This is a genomic window from Klebsiella sp. P1927, assembly GCF_018204675.1.
GTDB lineage: Bacteria > Pseudomonadota > Gammaproteobacteria > Enterobacterales > Enterobacteriaceae > Klebsiella > Klebsiella pneumoniae.
Map to the genome: position 1 here is coordinate 3,427,419 of NZ_CP073377.1, position 17,617 is coordinate 3,445,035.

General features: G+C 56.2%; 15 protein-coding genes and 1 pseudogene. 10 read left to right on the forward strand and 6 right to left on the reverse strand.

The features are described from left to right. Positions 1–176: 176 nt before the first annotated feature. A complete protein-coding gene (locus KB892_RS17390) occupies positions 177–1,769 on the reverse strand; it encodes an ABC-F family ATPase (protein WP_002895876.1) in 1,593 nt (530 codons plus the stop codon). 48 nt (positions 1,770–1,817) lie between these two features. Here KB892_RS17390 and KB892_RS17395 point away from each other — a divergent pair. Both KB892_RS17395 and ldtB read left to right on the forward strand, forming a co-directional pair. Next, positions 1,818–2,733, forward strand: a pseudogene (locus KB892_RS17395) (tyrosine-protein phosphatase). Positions 2,734–2,933: 200 nt separating this feature from the next. After that, entirely contained in the window at positions 2,934–3,848 is a 915-nt protein-coding gene (gene ldtB / locus KB892_RS17400; protein ID WP_002895871.1) for a L,D-transpeptidase, read from the forward strand. Positions 3,849–3,993: 145 nt separating this feature from the next. On the opposite strand, the gene KB892_RS17405 is transcribed toward ldtB, so the two are convergent. From KB892_RS17405 to mntR, 4 genes are all read right to left on the reverse strand, one after another. Beyond that, on the reverse strand, positions 3,994–4,710 hold the full coding sequence (locus KB892_RS17405; protein ID WP_004151705.1) for a GntR family transcriptional regulator: 717 nt from the start codon (positions 4,708–4,710) through the stop codon (positions 3,994–3,996). Positions 4,711–4,778: 68 nt separating this feature from the next. Further along, entirely contained in the window at positions 4,779–6,155 is a 1,377-nt protein-coding gene (locus tag KB892_RS17410) for a glycoside hydrolase family 1 protein (protein ID WP_002895865.1), read from the reverse strand. A 169-nt stretch (positions 6,156–6,324) separates the two neighbouring features. Beyond that, a complete protein-coding gene (locus tag KB892_RS17415) occupies positions 6,325–7,437 on the reverse strand; it encodes an anion transporter (protein ID WP_002895863.1) in 1,113 nt (370 codons plus the stop codon). Then, positions 7,434–7,907 carry a manganese-binding transcriptional regulator MntR gene (gene mntR / locus KB892_RS17420; protein WP_004151703.1) on the reverse strand — a complete coding sequence of 158 codons (474 nt, stop codon included), beginning with the start codon at positions 7,905–7,907 and terminating at the stop codon, positions 7,434–7,436. Before mntR ends, KB892_RS17415 begins: the two co-directional genes overlap by 4 nt. Positions 7,908–8,092: 185 nt before the next feature. Here mntR and mntS point away from each other — a divergent pair, with 185 nt between their 5' ends. Then, on the forward strand, positions 8,093–8,218 hold the full coding sequence (gene mntS, locus KB892_RS17425; protein WP_002895851.1) for a manganase accumulation protein MntS: 126 nt from the start codon (positions 8,093–8,095) through the stop codon (positions 8,216–8,218). Positions 8,219–8,485: 267 nt separating this feature from the next. Further along, positions 8,486–10,066 carry a phosphoethanolamine transferase gene (locus KB892_RS17430; RefSeq protein WP_002895847.1) on the forward strand — a complete coding sequence of 527 codons (1,581 nt, stop codon included), beginning with the start codon at positions 8,486–8,488 and terminating at the stop codon, positions 10,064–10,066. 90 nt (positions 10,067–10,156) lie between these two features. Here KB892_RS17430 and ompX read toward each other — a convergent pair whose 3' ends face one another. Further along, on the reverse strand, positions 10,157–10,669 hold the full coding sequence (gene ompX, locus KB892_RS17435; RefSeq protein WP_002895845.1) for an outer membrane protein OmpX: 513 nt from the start codon (positions 10,667–10,669) through the stop codon (positions 10,157–10,159). A 351-nt stretch (positions 10,670–11,020) separates the two neighbouring features. Here ompX and rhtA point away from each other — a divergent pair, with 351 nt between their 5' ends. The 6 genes from rhtA to ybiO all read left to right on the forward strand — a co-directional run bounded on the left by rhtA (position 11,021) and on the right by ybiO (position 17,615). Continuing rightward, positions 11,021–11,908 (forward strand): threonine/homoserine exporter RhtA, encoded by an 888-nt coding sequence (gene rhtA / locus KB892_RS17440; protein ID WP_002895842.1) that lies wholly within the window; start codon positions 11,021–11,023, stop codon positions 11,906–11,908. Positions 11,909–12,145: 237 nt separating this feature from the next. Then, on the forward strand, positions 12,146–12,649 hold the full coding sequence (gene dps, locus KB892_RS17445) for a DNA starvation/stationary phase protection protein Dps (RefSeq protein WP_002895841.1): 504 nt from the start codon (positions 12,146–12,148) through the stop codon (positions 12,647–12,649). Between the two features lie 408 nt (positions 12,650–13,057). After that, positions 13,058–13,804: a glutamine ABC transporter substrate-binding protein GlnH gene (gene glnH, locus KB892_RS17450; RefSeq protein WP_002895839.1), complete on the forward strand. Its 747-nt coding sequence runs from the start codon at positions 13,058–13,060 to the stop codon at positions 13,802–13,804. A 125-nt stretch (positions 13,805–13,929) separates the two neighbouring features. Further along, positions 13,930–14,589, forward strand: coding sequence for a glutamine ABC transporter permease GlnP (glnP, locus tag KB892_RS17455; protein WP_002895837.1), 660 nt, complete (start codon positions 13,930–13,932; stop codon positions 14,587–14,589). Further along, complete coding sequence (gene glnQ, locus KB892_RS17460) at positions 14,586–15,308, forward strand: glutamine ABC transporter ATP-binding protein GlnQ (protein WP_004142040.1); 723 nt, start codon at positions 14,586–14,588, stop codon at positions 15,306–15,308. The genes glnP and glnQ overlap by 4 nt, the downstream gene beginning before the upstream one ends. Before the next feature lie 111 nt (positions 15,309–15,419). After that, positions 15,420–17,615 (forward strand): mechanosensitive channel protein, encoded by a 2,196-nt coding sequence (gene ybiO / locus KB892_RS17465; RefSeq protein WP_002895833.1) that lies wholly within the window; start codon positions 15,420–15,422, stop codon positions 17,613–17,615. The last annotated feature ends 2 nt before the right edge of the window (positions 17,616–17,617 follow it).

A 17,617-nucleotide genomic window follows, 5' to 3' on the forward strand; every position in this document is an offset into this window, starting at 1 on the left:
CGTCTCAGCGATTTTGAGGCCACCAACACCGGCAGTTTCAGCCAGCGCGGTGAAGACATTAAAGGCAGGTCGCAAGAACCGTAGGTCGGGTAAGGCGTTAGCCGCCACCAGACAAAAAAACGGCACCGCGTGTCGCCCGGGTAAGGCGTAGCCGCTACCCGGGTAACGGACAGGGATTACTCGATACCTTTGCTGCGCAGGTAGTCTTCGTAGTTGCCGCTGAAGTCGATCACGCGGTCCGGAGTGATCTCCAGGACGCGGGTCGCCAGCGAGCTGACAAACTCACGGTCGTGGGAGACAAAGATCAGGGTGCCCTGATACATCTCCAGCGCCATGTTCAGCGATTCAATCGACTCCATATCCAGGTGGTTGGTCGGTTCGTCCATCACCAGGATGTTTGGCTTCTGCATCATCAGCTTACCGAACAGCATGCGCCCTTTCTCGCCACCGGAAAGCACCTTCGCCGGCTTTTTGATATCGTCCTGGCTAAACAGCAGACGGCCGAGGATGCTGCGTACTGCCTGCTCGTCGTCGCCTTCCTGCTTCCACTGGCTCATCCATTCGAAGACCGTCAGGTCGTTTTCGAACTCGTACTCATGGTCCTGCGCGTAGTAGCCGATTTGCGCGTTTTCAGACCATTTCACGCTGCCGTTGTCCGGCTGCAGTTCGCCTACCAGGGTTTTCAGCATGGTGGATTTACCCACGCCGTTGGCGCCCAGAATGGCGATCTTTTCGCCCACTTCCAGCAGCAGGTTGACGTTTTTGAACAGCGGACCTTCATCAAAGCCTTTGGTAAGGGCTTCCACTTCCAGCGCGTTACGGAACAGTTTCTTATCCTGCTCGAAGCGGATAAATGGGTTCTGACGGCTGGAGGCTTTAACCTCTTCCAGCTTGATTTTGTCAATCTGGCGCGCGCGCGAGGTGGCCTGACGCGATTTAGAGGCGTTGGCGCTGAAGCGGCTAACGAAGGACTGCAGGTCCGCAATCTGCGCTTTTTTCTTGGCGTTGTCCGCCAGCAGACGCTCACGCGCCTGGGTGGCCGCGGTCATGTATTCGTCGTAGTTGCCCGGATACACGCGCAGCTCGCCGTAGTCCAGATCCGCCATGTGGGTGCAGACCATGTTCAGGAAGTGACGGTCGTGCGAAATGATAATCATGGTGCTGTCGCGATCGTTCAGCGTCTGCTCCAGCCAGCGAATGGTGTCGATGTCCAGGTTGTTGGTCGGTTCATCGAGCAGCAGGATATCCGGATTGGAAAACAGCGCCTGCGCCAGCAGGACGCGCAGCTTCCAGCCCGGCGCGACTTCGCTCATCGGGCCATAATGCTGTTCAACCGGAATGCCGACGCCGAGCAGCAGTTCGCCGGCGCGCGCTTCCGCCGAGTAGCCGTCCATTTCGCCATATTTGACTTCCAGGTCGGCCACTTTGTAGCCATCTTCTTCGCTCATCTCAGCGAGGGCGTAGATACGATCGCGCTCCTGCTTCACTTCCCACAGCTCGCCGTGGCCCATGATGACCGTATCCAGCACGGTGAACGCTTCAAAGGCGAACTGATCCTGACGCAGCTTACCGATGCGCTCGTTCGGGTCGAGAGAAACGTTGCCCAGCGTCGGTTCGAGATCGCCGCCGAGGATCTTCATAAAGGTCGATTTACCGCTGCCGTTGGCGCCGATCAGACCATAACGGTTGCCGCCGCCAAATTTAACGGAGATATTTTCGAACAGCGGCTTGCTGCCAAACTGCATGGTAACGTTGCTGGATACTAGCACGGGGATATCCTGAAAAAAGAGTATGAGGGGTGTGATACAGCAGACATTATGCCAGCAAATGACACACTTTTCACGGCCTGCGGTAAATTCCACCGCGGCGCTTGTGCTAAGGTCTTTGTCAGACGAGCCGGAAACCCGCGCTCAAACGGTTATTCTGTACGTATTTATAAGGAGTCCCATGACCAGCAGCCTATCGCGACACCCGGCTTTTTTATCCCTGCAGGGCGGCATCAATTTTCGCGACCTGGGCGGCCAGCTTGCCGCCGATGGACGCCGCGTCCGCAGCGGCAAGCTATTGCGATCCGGCGCGCTAAACCGGTTAACGGCGGAGGATCTCAACCACCTCGATACTTTGCCGCTCAGCCGGGTGCTCGACTATCGCGACCCCGGAGAGGTAGCCCGTACTCCGGACAAGCTTAGCCCGCTTACCCATTATCTTAACGCGCCGGCCAATCCGCCGGTGAGCGAGGTAAATGCGAAGGTCACCGAGCTGAATGCCGCCACCCTTAACGCGCTGAACGGCGAGCAGTTTATGCTGCAACTCTACCGCCAGCTGCCGTTTAACAACCCGGCCTATCGCCAGCTCGCCGCCTGGCTGACCACGCCTTTTGAAGGCGCTTTACTGCAACACTGCGCGGTCGGCAAAGATCGCACCGGCGTCGGCTGCGCGTTAACGCTGTTCGCCGTCGGCTGCGACAGCGAAACGGTGATGGAGGAGTATCTCCTTACCCACGGCATGCTGACGCAGGTGGAGGCCTGGATGTTGGAGCTGCTCGGCAACGACCTCACTGCCCAAGGGCGCCAAAGCCTGGCGGATATTCTGACGGTAAAAGAGTCCTATCTCGCCGCCGCGCTGTCGGCTATTCACCAGCGCTATGGCACCGTCGACGCCTGGCTGGCGGCAGAGTACCAGCTTACCGCGCCGGTTCGCGCCGCGCTGCAGGCCCGGCTGCTGGAAGAGTAACCGCCCGTTACCCGCGCGGCGAGCGATGCTTCGGCCGCCTGCCGGACCGCGGCAGCCGAGGCGACAGGGAAAAAAATGTGATTTCGTACACATCTGATTTACCTGTTCAGCGGAATGCACATATAATGCGCTCCCATCTACTGTCTCAATCATTAACAAAGGCCTGTGTGGCGTTGATTTCGCACACGACATTAAAGACTATGAAATTATCTACACTCTTAGCGGCAGCCTTCGCCATCGTAGGCTTTTGCAATACAGCGTCTGCTGTCACCTATCCTTTGCCAACCGATGGCAGCCGTTTGGTTGGTCAGAATCAGGTCATTACCATTCCGGATGATAACAAACAGCCGCTGGAATACTTCGCGGCGAAATATCAGATGGGGCTTTCCAACATGCTGGAAGCCAACCCGGGGGTGGATACTTACCTGCCGAAGGGCGGTAGCGTCCTGAACATCCCTCAGCAGCTGATTCTGCCGGATACCGTGCATGAAGGGATCATTATCAACAGCGCGGAAATGCGTCTGTACTACTACCCGAAAGGCACCAATACCGTGATCGTTCTGCCGATCGGCATCGGCCAGTTAGGTAAAGATACGCCGATCAACTGGACCACCAAAGTCGAACGCAAGAAGGCCGGCCCGACCTGGACACCGACCGCCAAAATGCATGCTGAATACGCCGCCGCCGGCAACCCGCTGCCAGCCGTCGTACCGGCCGGTCCGGATAACCCGATGGGGCTGTACGCGCTGTATATCGGCCGTCTGTACGCCATCCACGGCACCAACGCTAACTTCGGTATCGGCCTGCGCGTGAGCCACGGCTGCGTGCGTCTGCGTAACGATGACATCAAATTCCTGTTTGAGAACGTGCCGGTCGGCACCCGCGTACAGTTTATCGATGAGCCGGTAAAAGCGACCACCGAGCCGGACGGCAGCCGTTACATCGAGGTGCACAACCCGCTGTCGACCACCGAAGCGCAGTTCCAGGGCGGCGAGATCGTGCCGATCACCCTGACTCAGCCGGTACAGGCAGTTACCAGCCAGTCTGATGTCGATCAGAACGTGGTTGAGCAGGCTATCCAGAACCGCTCCGGTATGCCGGTGCGTCTGAACTAAGTTGTGCTGACAAGAAAAACGGCGGGCCTGATGCCCGCCGTTTTTTTATCGGCATTTTCCCTCGAGGCGGCTAACGCTCGCCCGGGCTACCAAACCCTACCACGCCGTAACCCCGCTATGCGCAGCCGCCAGCAGGAGCCCCGGCCTAGCCGTTATTCACCAGAATAATCCCGCCGTGATCGTAGCGATAATGGCAGTGGGCGTACTCCAGCGGCGTGCCATCCTCCAGATAGATAACCTGCTCCACCTCCAGCACCGGATCGGTCGGTTCGCAGTGAAGATGCTGTTTATCCAGTTCCCCGGGCTTCATCGCCCGCACCACGCGGTAAGATCCCATCAGCTTCAGCCCCAGCGTCTCCTGCACATAGCGAAACACGGAACCTTCCAGATGGCTTTTGGTTAACCCCGGCACCAGCCCCACCGGCATGACCGTCAGATCCAGCGATACCGGCTCGCCGTTGAGCAGCCGCAGGCGAACAAAGTCATACACCGGGGCATCGGCGTCGATAAGCAGCGAACTTTGCTCCTTGTCGCTGGGAAAGCGCACCGCAAAACGCACCACTTCGCTTTGCACCTCGCCAAGATGCTCCCAGGTTTTGGTGGCGCCGAAATAGTCGCTGCCGGGCAGCTCCCACTGCGACAGCTGAAGGAAATTTTTCCGCACAAAGGTGCCCTGCCCTTTTCGGGTATAGATCAGCCCTTCGACGATTAACTGGCGCATCGCCTGCTGGATGGTCATCCGGCTGGTGCTGAACTCCGCCGCCAGCGCAAACTGGTCGGGTAGCGGCGCGCTAGCCGGATACTGCTGGCTGATGATGCGTTTTTTTATTTCCCGCGCGATTTGCAGATACTTCGCCGTCATTTCCCGGTCCTTATCCATTCAGTGAGTGGCTGGCGGGCTGGATACACCATCTGACCGCCAGGGCAGCGTTACATCGCTTCGCCGTTGCTGCGGAACACCTGCTTCAGCCATGCATAGCTCTTCTTCGGCACCCGCCGCAGGTCCTTGAGGTCATGGTTTTCGCGATTGACGTACACCACGCCGTAGCGCTTACGCATATCGCCCTGTGAGCTCAGGATATCGATTAATCCCCAGCCGAGATAGCCGATCACCTGCGCCCCATCCTCAAAGATGGCCGCTTTCATGGCGTTGATATGGTCGCGATGGTAAGCGATGCGGTAATCGTCGGCAATGGGATGTTCGCCGTCCCAGGACTCAATCACCCCGATGCCGTTTTCAATCGGGAACACCGGCAGGCGCCAGTCGTTATAGTAACGAGTGATGATCGTCCGGAAGCCCAGCGGATCAATCTGCCAGTTCCATTCCGTCGCTTTCAGGAACGGGTTATCCTGGTTGCCAAACAGCATATAGTTGTTGACCGCCGTTCCCGGCGGGATCGCGTCGCTGTTCAATGTGCGGCTGGCGTAATAGCTGAACGCCAGATAATCGACCCTCACCGTCGCCATCAGGGCAAGATCCTCCGGACGATAGATATCATCGAATCCTTCCGCGGCGACAAAATGCATCACCTCCGGGCTATAACCCTCACCCGCGTAGGCGCGCAGCAGGTTCTGGTTTAAGAACTCATCCAGCTGCTGGGCGCAGAGGATATCGCGTGGTTTGCAGGTAGCCGTATAGACCAGAGCGTGAGCCAGCATTCCGCCCATCTGACACTGCGGCTTCGTCTGGTGCAGATAGTGAGTCAGATGGACGTGCGCCATCATGACATGATGCTGGATCAGATACAGTTCGCGCAGGGTCTTCTCCCCCTGCAGATAGCCGGAAATCAGAAACGCTTCCGGCGAATGGTACAGATTCTGCTCATTAAAGGTGAGCCAGTATTTCACCTTGTCGCCATAGCAGGCGATCATCTTCTGGCCGTAGCGGATAAAAGCGTCCATCACCCGGCGGTCGGTAAAACCGTTGTAGCGCTCCGCCAACGACAGCGGCATATCGAAGTGGTACAGGCAGATCATCGGCTCAATGCCGCGGGCGAGCAGTTCATCTATAAATTGATGGTAGAAGGCGATCCCCTGTTCATTGAATTCGCCATCTCCGTCAGGGCACACCCGGCTCCAGGCGATCTGAAAACGGTAGCAGTTCATGCCCAGATCCTGCATCAAATCGAAATCTTCCCGATAACGATGATAAGAGTCGGTCGCCACCTTCCAGTCGGAGGCGAACTCCGCCGGTTGACGGATATCATACACCGACATCCCCTTGCCACCCTCGTTCCACGCCCCCTCCGTCTGCATGCTGGAGACGGAATTTCCCCATAAAAAATCTGCCGGTAGTCTGTTCTTCATGCTGCGCCTCGGTATATGACTAGCCATTTAAACATAATGACTAGTCATATACCGGAAAGTGAAAAGGTAAGCAAAGGCCGGGATCGGTTTCTGTGAGCCGGACAAAAAAAGATCGCCCCGAAAGGCGATCCTGGCGATCGATGTGAATGATGGCGCGATTATGTTGAGATCAGGCGCTGAGTTTGAAGAGCCAGTAGCCGCTGAGTGCCGCCCATAGCAGCATTGGAATGGAGTAGAGATGGAAGCGCCACCAGATGCGCCGATCGCTGGCCATACGCAGGGCGATAATATTGGCCAGCGAGCCCGGCAGCAGGCCAAAGCCGCCCACGTTAACCGCCCATGCGAGCAGTATCGACGGCGGGACATAGTTGAGCAACAGAATAGTCGAGGGCACATTACTGATCACCTGCGACAGGCCAATAGCAGTAAGCCACAGTCCACCGCCGGAGAGGGTCCCCACCCCGCTCAGCACCTGGTGCAGCGCCGGAAGCTGGGTCAGCAGATGGACGTCAATAAACATCACCATAAACACCAGCAACAGCGACCAGTCGACATGGACGATCACCGCCCGGGCCAGCACCAGGAAGCCCAGCAGCACGAGCGCCAGCCCCCACAGGGCCTGATTCATCTCCAGCGCCGTCAGAAACACCACATACAGTCCCAGACAGCTCCAGACGAGCTTGGGTTGCCATGACGGCGCCCTGTCGCTGCTCTGGTAACTGAGCCGCTTCGCCGGAAAACAGAACCAGCACAGCGCCAGCAGGGTCAGCATCATCGCCGCTGCCAGAGGCAGCATCTGACCGATAAACCCGAAGAAAGAGAGGCCGGATCGTCCCCACAGCAAAATATTCTGCGGGTTGCCGATCGGCGTCAGCAGCGAACCGGCGTTCACCGCCAACGCTTCGAAAATAATCAGCCGGTTCACCGGGATGGCGCACCATTTTTTTAGCGTCAGCGTCAACGGCACCACAATAAACAGCGCAACGTCGTTGGTAAGAAAGGTAGACAACAGCGCCGCCGCCAGCACCATAAAGATGGCCAGCTGGCGCTCAGTCACAAAGCGGCGGGCCATTTTTCGGCCCAGCACGTCAAAATAGCCGCTCAGTTCGATCCCCTTAGTCAACAACATCAGGCCGCTAAGCGTGACGATGGTATGCCAGTCAATGGCCGCCGGCCAGCTTGCCGGGACAAACGGCACGATGGCGCTGAGCACGCAGGCGATAATCAGCAGCAAATGGAGAAAACGATCGCGCAGCAGCGACTGGACGAAGGGAAGAGTCATGCTTCCTGAGATCCCTGTGTTTGGGTAAATTTCAGGAACATCGCCAGCGTCTCTTCGCTCACGTGATGCTCCATCCCTTCCGCATCACGTCGGGCAATCTCCGGGCTGACGCCGATCGCCAGCAGGAAGTTCTCCACGATTTGATGGCGCTCGCGGCTCTCCTGGGCTAGCTTCTCACCTTCCGAGGTTAAGAAGATCCCGCGCCAGGGGATCTGTTCAATAAGACCGACGCTGGCCAGGCGTTTGAGCATTTTAGCGACCGTAGGTTGCGAAACGCCAAGACGCGCGGCCATATCCACCTGGCGCGCCTCGCCCACTTCGTTGATCAGATCGGAGATCAGCTCCACATAGTCATCGATCAGCTCGCGGCGATGCGCTTCCCGCACCTGGCGAAACCCTTCCACGTGCTCTTCAACATTCACTAACTGCGTCACTTTTTTTGTTATTGGCTTACCTGCGCGACGGTTCATTGTGCTTCCTCATTCGTGTGACGCGTCAAGCATCGTATAAAAAGATCCACATTGTAATGGATTGCGCCAAGAGCACAAAAAATTAACGTTTTAGCCATAGCTATAAAATATAGCCTGTGCTATATCTGTATATAATGCAAACATCCATCAGGGAATGACGGAGCGAACTGGCAGGAGGAGAGCAGATGAATGAATTCAAGAGGTGCATAAACGTGTTTAGCCATTCACCCTTTAAAGTACGATTAATGCTGATCGGTATGCTGTGCGAGATGATCAACGGTAAACCGCAGCAGGGCAAACCCAATTCCTAAGGCGGCGTCGCGGTACGCCGCTTCATTTTTCTGTCATTTTCCGCCGGTAAAATGACCGGTTCCCCCGTTTCCCTGACCTTTTTTCAAGTTTTGTAAGCGCTCTCGCAAAACAATCTGTTATGCCTGGTTGACCTTACCATTTACAAGCCCTATCTTTGCACAGCCCTGCCACATTCGCGGCTCGCAGAGACCCTCTTCACGCACTGTCCAGCAGGTTTTACCCCTTGACGCCAGGGGATGCGCATGGCCTCTTTTTGATTGTTTACTATGAATGTCACCACCCTGAAAGATACGCTGGTCGCCCGCCGACTGGCACTGAACCCATGGACGGGATTCTACTTTTTACAGTCGCTGTTAATTAACCTGGCGCTGGGCTATGAATTTAGCCTGCTTTATACCGTGGCATTTACCTGTGTGTTACATCTGCTGTGGCGCGCCTTTCCGCGCGTCCAGAAAGCGGTGGTCGGCGCCTATTCCCTGCTGGCGGCTCTGTACTATCCCTTTGGCCAGGCCTACGGTGCCCCCAACTTCAACACTCTGCTGGCGCTGCACGCCACCAACGTGGAAGAGTCTACGGAAATCCTGACCATCTTCCCGTGGTACAACTATCTGCTGGCGGTCTTCATCTTCGCTCTCGGGGTCATTGCGGTTCGCCGTAGGATCGTTGAGCCATCACGCTGGGGAAAAATGGATACGCTGGGCCTGTTGTTCAGCATCGGGATCTTCTTTCTCCAGCCGGTGCAAAACCTTGCCTGGGGCGGTGTATTCAAGGTGATTGACACCGGTTATCCGGCCTTTCGTTTTGTCAAAGACGTGGTGGTGAATAACAACGAGGTGCTGGACGAACAGGCCCGGATGGCGCAGCTGGCTGGCATGAAAGACAGCTGGCACGTGTTGGCGGTAAAGCCAAAATACCATCTCTATGTGGTGGTGATCGGTGAAAGCGCGCGCCGCGATGCCCTCGGCGCTTTCGGTGGCCATTGGGACAACACGCCGTTTGCCAGCTCGGTAAACGGTTATCTGTTTAACAACTACATCGCCGCCAGCGGCTCAACGCAGAAATCGCTCGGCCTGACGCTTAACCGGGTGGTCGATGGCAAACCACAGTATCAGGATAACTTTGTCACCCTCGCCAACCGCGCCGGTTTCCAGACCTGGTGGTTCTCCAACCAGGGGCAAATTGGCGAGTACGACACCGCTATCGCCAGCATCGCCAAACGGGCGGATGAAGTACAGTTCCTGAAAAACGGCGATTTCGAAGCCAATAAAAACACCCAGGACGAGCAGTTGCTGAAGCTGACCGAGCAGGTGCTCTCAACCCAGCGTACCCAGCCGCAGCTGATTGTCCTGCACCTGATGGGCTCTCACCCACAGGCCTGCGATCGGACCAAGGGCAAATACACGGTTTTCGTTCAGTCGAAAGAGACCTCATGCTACCTCTACAGCATGACGCAGACCGATTCGCTGCTGGCTAAGCTTTATCATCAGTTGCAAAATTCCGGTGACACTTTTTCCCTGACCTATTTTTCCGATCATGGTCTGGCGTTCAAGGAGCGGGGCAAAGAGGTGCAGTATCTGGCGCATGACGATAAGTTCCAGCAGAACTTCCAGGTGCCGTTTATGGTGCTATCCAGCGATGACAAAGCGCATAAAGTGATTAAGGCGCAGCGTTCGGCGAATGATTTCCTCAGTTTCTTCTCCCAGTGGACCGGGATCCAGGCGGCGGAAATCACCCCACGCTATCGGTTTATCTCTGAGCAAAAGGCCGGTCCGGTGTACATCACCAACTTCCAGCTGCAGAAGGTGGACTACGCTCACCTCGGTACCGATGAGTTCACAGTCAATTAATCGCGCCGGCCCGGCCAGTCGCCCGGGCCGGCCGTCAGCAGGCAAAAAAAATCCGCCCCGAGAGGCGGATTTTTCATATCACCGGAGTGATTAGAAGCGGTAACCCACGCCAGCAATCCAGGTGCCGACGTCAACGTTACGAATACGAGACTGCTCGTAGGAGAAGTCCAGAGCAACGTTTTCGATCGGGTTGAACTGCAGACCAGCACCGTAGGAGAAACCGTAGTCGCTCATATCGGATTTATGAGGGTAGTTGTTGTTCTGGAATTTACCGTAACCAACACCCACTACGCCGTAGATGCTTGCCCAGTCGTTCAGACGGTAAGCCGGACCAGCGGTGATGCCGTAGTACTGACCTTTGTTGTAAGTACCGTTGCTGTTGTTATCCTTCTCGGTGTAGGTGAAGGAACCGATAACGCCCAGCGGGTTGTTATCTTGCTCGTAACGGTATTTCAGGTTGAAACCGCCAGCTTTGTTCGCTTTACCCTGCATGTCGCTCTGCGCGTAACCGCCGGTTACGGTAGAAGTTGCAGCAAATGCAGTGGTACCTACGGATGCAGCCAGAACAACGGCCAGTGCTGAAAGACGTGCAATTTTATTCATAACCACCTCAAATGTGTTTCTAATAAGTCCTAAGCCTTAAATATATCAAAAACTTTTGGGAAACTCTTTGGAGTTTACATTGTCTAACATACTTTTTCATGTAACCAAAAGTTTCCATATTTCTGTAACAATATGGAAAACAACAATTTTTGGCGTTAACTTACATCTTAACGCTCATTAAGAAATTCGCAAGCATCCAGATTAATCCTAACCGCCTGGTGAATTTCTCAGCAGTTTTCGCCATTGTACTGTTTTTGCCCCTGTTTTTTTCAACATTAGCTCAACCGCCGGCAGGTAATTCCAGTACACTGGAACTTTTACCCCTTTTGACAAAACCTGACAGGAGAAAGGATGCCCGGTCCATCCAGAAAAGCGGCGGCATGGTTGCCGATACTGGTGATTTTAGTCGCCATGACCTCGATTCAAAGCGGCGCATCGCTTGCTAAATCGCTGTTCCCGGTGGTCGGCGCCCCGGGCGTCACCGCCCTGCGTCTGGCGTTGGGAACGCTGATTCTGGTGGTGGTGTTCAAGCCATGGCGGCTACGTTTCTCCCCGGCGCAGCGCGTGCCGCTGCTACTGTACGGCCTGGCGCTCGGGGCGATGAACTATCTCTTTTATTTATCCCTGCAGCGCATTCCGCTCGGCGTGGCGGTGGCCCTGGAGTTTACCGGCCCGCTGGCGGTGGCGCTGTTTGGTTCGCGCCGCCCGCTGGATTTTGTCTGGGTGGCGCTGGCGATCCTCGGACTATGGTATCTTCTGCCGCTGGGGCAGAACGTGGCGCAGGTCGATTTAACCGGCGCGCTGTTCGCCCTCGGCGCCGGGGCGTGCTGGGCGGTCTATATTCTGACCGGACAGCGTGCCGGTGAAGAGCATGGTCCAGCCACGGTAGCGATGGGGTCGCTCATCGCCTCGCTGGTGTTTGTGCCGTTAGGCATGGCGCAGGCCACCGATACGCTGTGGCAGTGGTCGCTGCTGCCGCTGGGTTTGGGGATCGCGATTCTCTCCACCGCGCTGCCCTACTCCCTCGAGATGATGGCCCTGACGCGCTTGCCGACGCGCACCTTCGGCACGCTGATGAGCCTTGAGCCAGCGTTAGCTGCCCTCTCCGGTATGATCTTCCTCGGTGAAACGCTGAAGCTCTCCCAGACCCTGGCGCTCGGCGCGATCATTATCGCCTCGATGGGCGCCACGCTGACTATGCAACGGCAGAGTAAAGTCGAGCAGGTCGATATCAATTAACATTCTGTTACGGCGCCGGCCCGAGAGAAATCCGGGCCGTTCAGCCAAATATAAATACCTGATATTTAAATATTTTTAAAATAACCAACCACTTTGCGCTATCGGAGTGATATAGCCTGCCGATGCCTCACTCTTGAAAACCCTTGCTATACTTATTTCCGAAGTCATTTGGGACAACGCTCCACATCATTCAGATCTGAAGTGTGATGAGCATCAATATCAAGAGGATATGAAACGATGAGTACCGCAAAACTGGTTAAATCAAAAGCGTCTAATCTGGTCTATACCCGCAACGATGTCGCTGACAGCGAAAAGAAAGCGACCATTGAGCTGTTGAATCGCCAGGTGATCCAGTTCATTGACCTGTCACTTATCACCAAGCAGGCACACTGGAATATGCGCGGTGCGAACTTTATCGCCGTGCACGAAATGCTGGATGGCTTCCGTACCGCGCTGACCGAACATCTGGACACCATGGCCGAGCGCGCGGTGCAGCTGGGCGGCGTCGCCCTGGGTACCACTCAGGTCATTAACAGCAAAACCCCGCTGCAGAGCTACCCACTGGACATCCATCACGTTCAGGATCACCTGAAAGCCCTGGCTGACCGCTACGCGGTAGTGGCGAACGATGTGCGTAAGGCGATCGACGAAGCAAAAGACGAAGACACTGCAGATATCTTCACCGCGGCTTCCCGCGATCTGGATAAATTCCTGTGGTTCATTGAAGCCAACATCGAGTAAGGCTTTGCCGCCGGCCCAGCGCGGTCGGCGGCGCCTCAGCGTTTCTCCCTGCCCTATATTCCATCCTTTGCTTTTCATCCCCCACTGGCCTTGCACCGTTTCAGGGCACCAGATTGATGAAAATGCGCGCAAAAGTAAAAAGATTGTAATAATCACCTCACACAATCGTTACGTCGAGATTGTTTTCCCATCAGGGTTTGCGCTAAAAATGGGCTGGTAATTCAGCACCCTTATGACGCACCAAAATGACGCCCCATCATGGTGCAGTCACTGCCTGAAATGATCGTTCTTGTGCAACGACTTACGCTTCGTTTGTTGAAAAACAACAGCTTGTAAAAGTGGCACGATTTTTTCATTAGGCTAGTCGTTCTCGCAGGGGATCGTCCCGTGGATATAAAAGGAAATGCTATGAAGTCTGTATTTAAAGTTTCACTGGCTGCACTGACCCTGGCTTTTGCGGTTTCTTCCCATGCCGCTAATAAGACCCTGGTTGTCGCCACCGATACGGCGTTCGTCCCGTTCGAATTTAAGCAAGGCGATAAGTATGTGGGTTTTGACGTTGACCTGTGGGCGGCTATCGCCAAAGAGCTGAAGCTCGACTACACCCTGAAGCCAATGGACTTCAGCGGCATTATCCCGGCGCTGCAAACCAAAAATATCGATCTGGCGCTGGCGGGGATCACCATTACCGACGAGCGTAAAAAAGCGATCGACTTCTCCGACGGCTACTATAAAAGCGGCCTGCTGGTGATGGTCAACGCTAATAATAACGACATCAAAGATGTCAAAGATCTGAACGGTAAAGTGGTCGCGGTGAAGAGCGGCACCGGCTCCGTTGACTACGCGAAAGCCAATATCAAAACCAAAGATCTGCGTCAGTTCCCGAACATCGATAACGCCTATATGGAGCTGGGAACCGGTCGCGCGGATGCCGTGCTGCACGATACGCCGAATATTCTGTACTTCATCAAAACCGCGGGCAACGGTAAGTTCAAAGCGGTAGGCGAATCACTGGAAGCGCAAAACTACGGTATCGCCTTCCCGAAAGGCAGCGACGAGCTGCGTGAGAAAGTGAACGGTGCGCTGAAAACGCTGCGCGACAATGGTACCTATAACGAAATTTATAAAAAATGGTTCGGCACTGAACCCAAATAATAAAAACGTACTTCGCCGGACCGAGGTCCGGCGACACCACAACGGTCTTCCGGCACAGGCTCGGCGGGAGACGGTATTTTGGCGGAGGCTTTCCTCTGCTCTCGACACGGTAACAGGAACGTATTATGCAGTTTGACTGGAGTGCCATCTGGCCTGCCATTCCGATTTTGCTGGAAGGCGCCAAAATGACGCTGTGGATTTCCGTCCTCGGCCTGGCCGGCGGTCTGATAATTGGTCTGGTGGCCGGTTTCGCCCGCTGCTTCGGCGGCTGGATCGCCAACCACATCGCGCTGGTCTTTATTGAAATCATTCGCGGCACCCCGATTGTGGTGCAGGTTATGTTCATCTACTTTGCGCTGCCGATGGCCTTTAGCGATCTGCGCATCGACCCCTTCTCCGCGGCGGTAGTGACCATCATGATAAACTCGGGCGCCTATATCGCGGAAATCACTCGCGGCGCGGTGCTCTCCATACATAAAGGCTTCCGCGAAGCGGGCCTGGCGCTTGGCCTGTCGCGTCGCGAAACCATTCGCCACGTGATCCTGCCGCTGGCGCTGCGCCGCATGCTGCCGCCGCTGGGCAACCAGTGGATCATCAGCATCAAGGATACCTCGCTGTTCATCGTCATCGGCGTCGCCGAACTGACCCGTCAGGGACAGGAGATCATCGCGGGCAACTTCCGCGCGCTGGAAATCTGGAGCGCCGTAGCCGTGATCTACCTGATTATCACCCTGGTCCTGAGCTTTATTCTGCGTCGTCTTGAAAGAAGGATGAAAATCCTGTGATTGAGTTTAAAAACGTCTCCAAGCACTTTGGTCCGACCCAGGTGCTACACGATATCTCTCTGAAAATTAATCAGGGTGAAGTGGTGGTCATTATCGGCCCTTCCGGTTCCGGTAAATCAACGATGCTGCGCTGCATCAATAAGCTGGAAGAGATCACCAGCGGCGATCTGATTGTCGATGGTCTGAAGGTCAACGACCCGAAGGTGGACGAACGTCTGATTCGTCAGGAAGCCGGGATGGTTTTCCAGCAGTTTTATCTGTTCCCGCACCTCACGGCGCTGGAAAACGTGATGTTTGGCCCGCTGCGGGTACGCGGCGCCAGCAAGCAGGCGGCAGAGAAGCAGGCGAAAGAGCTGCTGGCGAAAGTCGGTCTGGCTGAGCGCGCGCATCACTATCCGTCCGAACTCTCCGGCGGCCAGCAACAGCGTGTGGCCATCGCCCGCGCGCTGGCGGTGAAGCCGAAGATGATGCTGTTTGATGAACCGACCTCCGCGCTCGACCCGGAGCTGCGCCATGAAGTGCTCAAGGTGATGCAGGACCTGGCGGAAGAGGGCATGACGATGGTGATTGTGACCCACGAAATCGGCTTTGCCGAAAAAGTGGCCTCGCGACTAATCTTTATCGACAAAGGACGAATTGCTGAAGACGGCAATCCCCAGGAGCTGGTGAAGAACCCGCCCAGCCCGCGCCTGCGTGAATTCCTGCAACACGTCGCCTGACCCACAACGGCTCTCTCCCCCACGATGAGAGCCGCTTTTCCAGAATCCTCTTCCCTCCCCTTCCGCCAGCGGCTTCTATACTTACCCGTTTACGTTGCAACGGAGGTGCCCATGCCGTGGATCCTGCTTTTGCTCGCTGCACTGTTTACTGCCCCGCTTTCCGCCGCCACCCTCCCCGGCGTGCCGACGCCTAACACTGATAAAAACAGCGCCAGCGAACCCGATGTGGAACAGAAAAGAGCGGCTTATGCCGCACTGGCCGATGTGCTGGCCAACGACTCCGCCCGTCAGGAGCTCATTGACCAGCTGCGTAAAGCAGCCGCCACGCCGCCGCCCGACAGCACCCCGACGCTGACGCCACCGGCGGTGAAAGAAGAGACCACGGTACTGGAGAACGTCACCCAGATAAGCCGGGAATATGGCGAACAGCTCTCATCACGCTTTTCCCAGCTGTGGCGCAATATCACCGGCTCACCGCATAAGCCCTTTAATCCGCAAACCTTTACCAGCGCGGCCTGGCATTTTTTACTGCTGGCCGGGCTGGTGTTTGCCTTCTGGTGGCTGGTACGCCTCGCGGCGCTGCCGCTGTATCGCAAAATGGGCGAATGGGGACGGCATAAAAACCGCGATCGCGGTAACTGGCTCCAGCTGCCCCTGACCATCGCCGGGGCGTTTATCATCGACCTGCTGCTGCTGGCGCTAACCCTGTTTGTCGGTCAGCTGCTAAGCGATCGCCTGAATGGGAATAACCCTACCATCGCCTTCCAGCAGAGCCTTTTCCTCAACGCCTTCGCGCTGATCGAGTTTTTTAAAGCTATTCTGCGGCTCATTTTCTGCCCGCGCATTCCTGCCCTGCGGCCCTTTAACCTCAGCGACGAGGCCGCGTCATACTGGAGCCTGCGCCTGAGCGCGCTCAGCAGCCTGATTGGTTACGGTCTGATCGTCGCGGTGCCGATTATTTCCAATCAGGTGAATGTTCAGGTTGGCGCGCTGGCTAACGTCGTCATCATGTTGTGCATTACGCTGTGGGCGCTGTACCTGATTTTTCATAACAAAGCGGTGATTACTCAAGGGTTGATCCACCTGGCCGACCACTCACTCGCTTTCTTTAGCCTGTTTATCCGCGCCTTCGCGCTGGTCTGGCACTGGCTGGCCTGCGCCTACTTTGTGGTGCTTTTTTTCTTTTCGCTGTTCGACCCGGGCAACAGCCTGAAATTCATGATGGGCGCCACCCTGCAAAGCCTGGCGATTATCGGCGGCGCGGCGCTGGTGTCTGGCATCCTGTCGCGCTGGATAGCCAAAACCATCACCCTGTCGCCCGCCACTCAGCGCAACTACCCTGAACTGCAAAAGCGTCTAAATGGCTGGATCTCCGCCTCGCTGAAGGCGGCGCGCATTCTCACCGTCTGTGTCGCCATTATGCTGCTGTTGAGCGCCTGGGGCCTGTTTGACTTCCGGGAATGGCTGCATAACGATGCCGGGCAAAAAACGGTGGATGTGCTGATCCGCATCGCCCTGATCCTCTTCTTCTCCGCCATTGGCTGGACGGTTCTGGCCAGCCTGATTGAAAACCGGCTGGCATCGGATATTCATGGCCGTCCGCTGCCCAGCGCGCGGGCCCGGACGCTGCTGACGCTGTTTCGCAACGCGCTGGCGGTGGTGATCAGCACCATCACGGTGATGATCCTGCTCTCGGAAATTGGGGTAAACATTGCGCCGCTGCTGGCGGGCGCCGGGGCGTTAGGGCTGGCCATTTCGTTTGGTGCGCAAACCCTGGTCAAAGACATTATCACTGGCATATTTATCCAGTTTGAGAACGGGATGAACACCGGCGACCTGGTCACCATCGGTCCTTTGACCGGCACCGTGGAACGAATGTCGATTCGCTCAGTGGGGGTACGTCAGGATACCGGCGCCTATCACATTATTCCCTGGTCCTCGATCACCACCTTTGCCAACTTCGTGCGCGGCATTGGCTCGGTTGTGGCTAACTATGACGTTGACCGCCATGAGGATCTGGATAAAGCCAGCCAGGCGCTGAAGGCAGCGGTGGACGATCTGCTGGCCCAGGAGGAGATCCGCGGTCTGATCATTGGCGAACCGTCGTTCGCCGGGCTGGTGGGGCTGAGCAATACCGCCTTTACGCTACGCGTCAGCTTCACCACCCTGCCGCTGAAGCAGTGGACGGTGCGTTTTGCCCTCGACACCCAGGTGAAAAAGCACTTCGACCGCGCCGGGGTTCGCGCGCCGGTACAGACCTGGCAGCAGCTGCCGATGCCGGGCGCCGACAGCCCGGCCGCCGAGTAGCG

Excerpts from the sequence above, each read along its gene's own strand:
- ldtB (WP_002895871.1), top strand. The coding sequence starts at position 2,934 with ATGAAATTATCTACACTCTTAGCGGCAGCCTTCGCCATCGTAGGCTTT.
- KB892_RS17405 (WP_004151705.1), bottom strand. The coding sequence starts at position 4,710 with ATGACGGCGAAGTATCTGCAAATCGCGCGGGAAATAAAAAAACGCATC.
- KB892_RS17410 (WP_002895865.1), bottom strand. The coding sequence starts at position 6,155 with ATGAAGAACAGACTACCGGCAGATTTTTTATGGGGAAATTCCGTCTCC.
- KB892_RS17415 (WP_002895863.1), bottom strand. The coding sequence starts at position 7,437 with ATGACTCTTCCCTTCGTCCAGTCGCTGCTGCGCGATCGTTTTCTCCAT.
- mntR (WP_004151703.1), bottom strand. The coding sequence starts at position 7,907 with ATGAACCGTCGCGCAGGTAAGCCAATAACAAAAAAAGTGACGCAGTTA.
- mntS (WP_002895851.1), top strand. The coding sequence starts at position 8,093 with ATGAATGAATTCAAGAGGTGCATAAACGTGTTTAGCCATTCACCCTTT.
- KB892_RS17430 (WP_002895847.1), top strand. The coding sequence starts at position 8,486 with ATGAATGTCACCACCCTGAAAGATACGCTGGTCGCCCGCCGACTGGCA.
- ompX (WP_002895845.1), bottom strand. The coding sequence starts at position 10,669 with ATGAATAAAATTGCACGTCTTTCAGCACTGGCCGTTGTTCTGGCTGCA.
- rhtA (WP_002895842.1), top strand. The coding sequence starts at position 11,021 with ATGCCCGGTCCATCCAGAAAAGCGGCGGCATGGTTGCCGATACTGGTG.
- dps (WP_002895841.1), top strand. The coding sequence starts at position 12,146 with ATGAGTACCGCAAAACTGGTTAAATCAAAAGCGTCTAATCTGGTCTAT.
- glnH (WP_002895839.1), top strand. The coding sequence starts at position 13,058 with ATGAAGTCTGTATTTAAAGTTTCACTGGCTGCACTGACCCTGGCTTTT.
- glnP (WP_002895837.1), top strand. The coding sequence starts at position 13,930 with ATGCAGTTTGACTGGAGTGCCATCTGGCCTGCCATTCCGATTTTGCTG.
- ybiO (WP_002895833.1), top strand. The coding sequence starts at position 15,420 with ATGCCGTGGATCCTGCTTTTGCTCGCTGCACTGTTTACTGCCCCGCTT.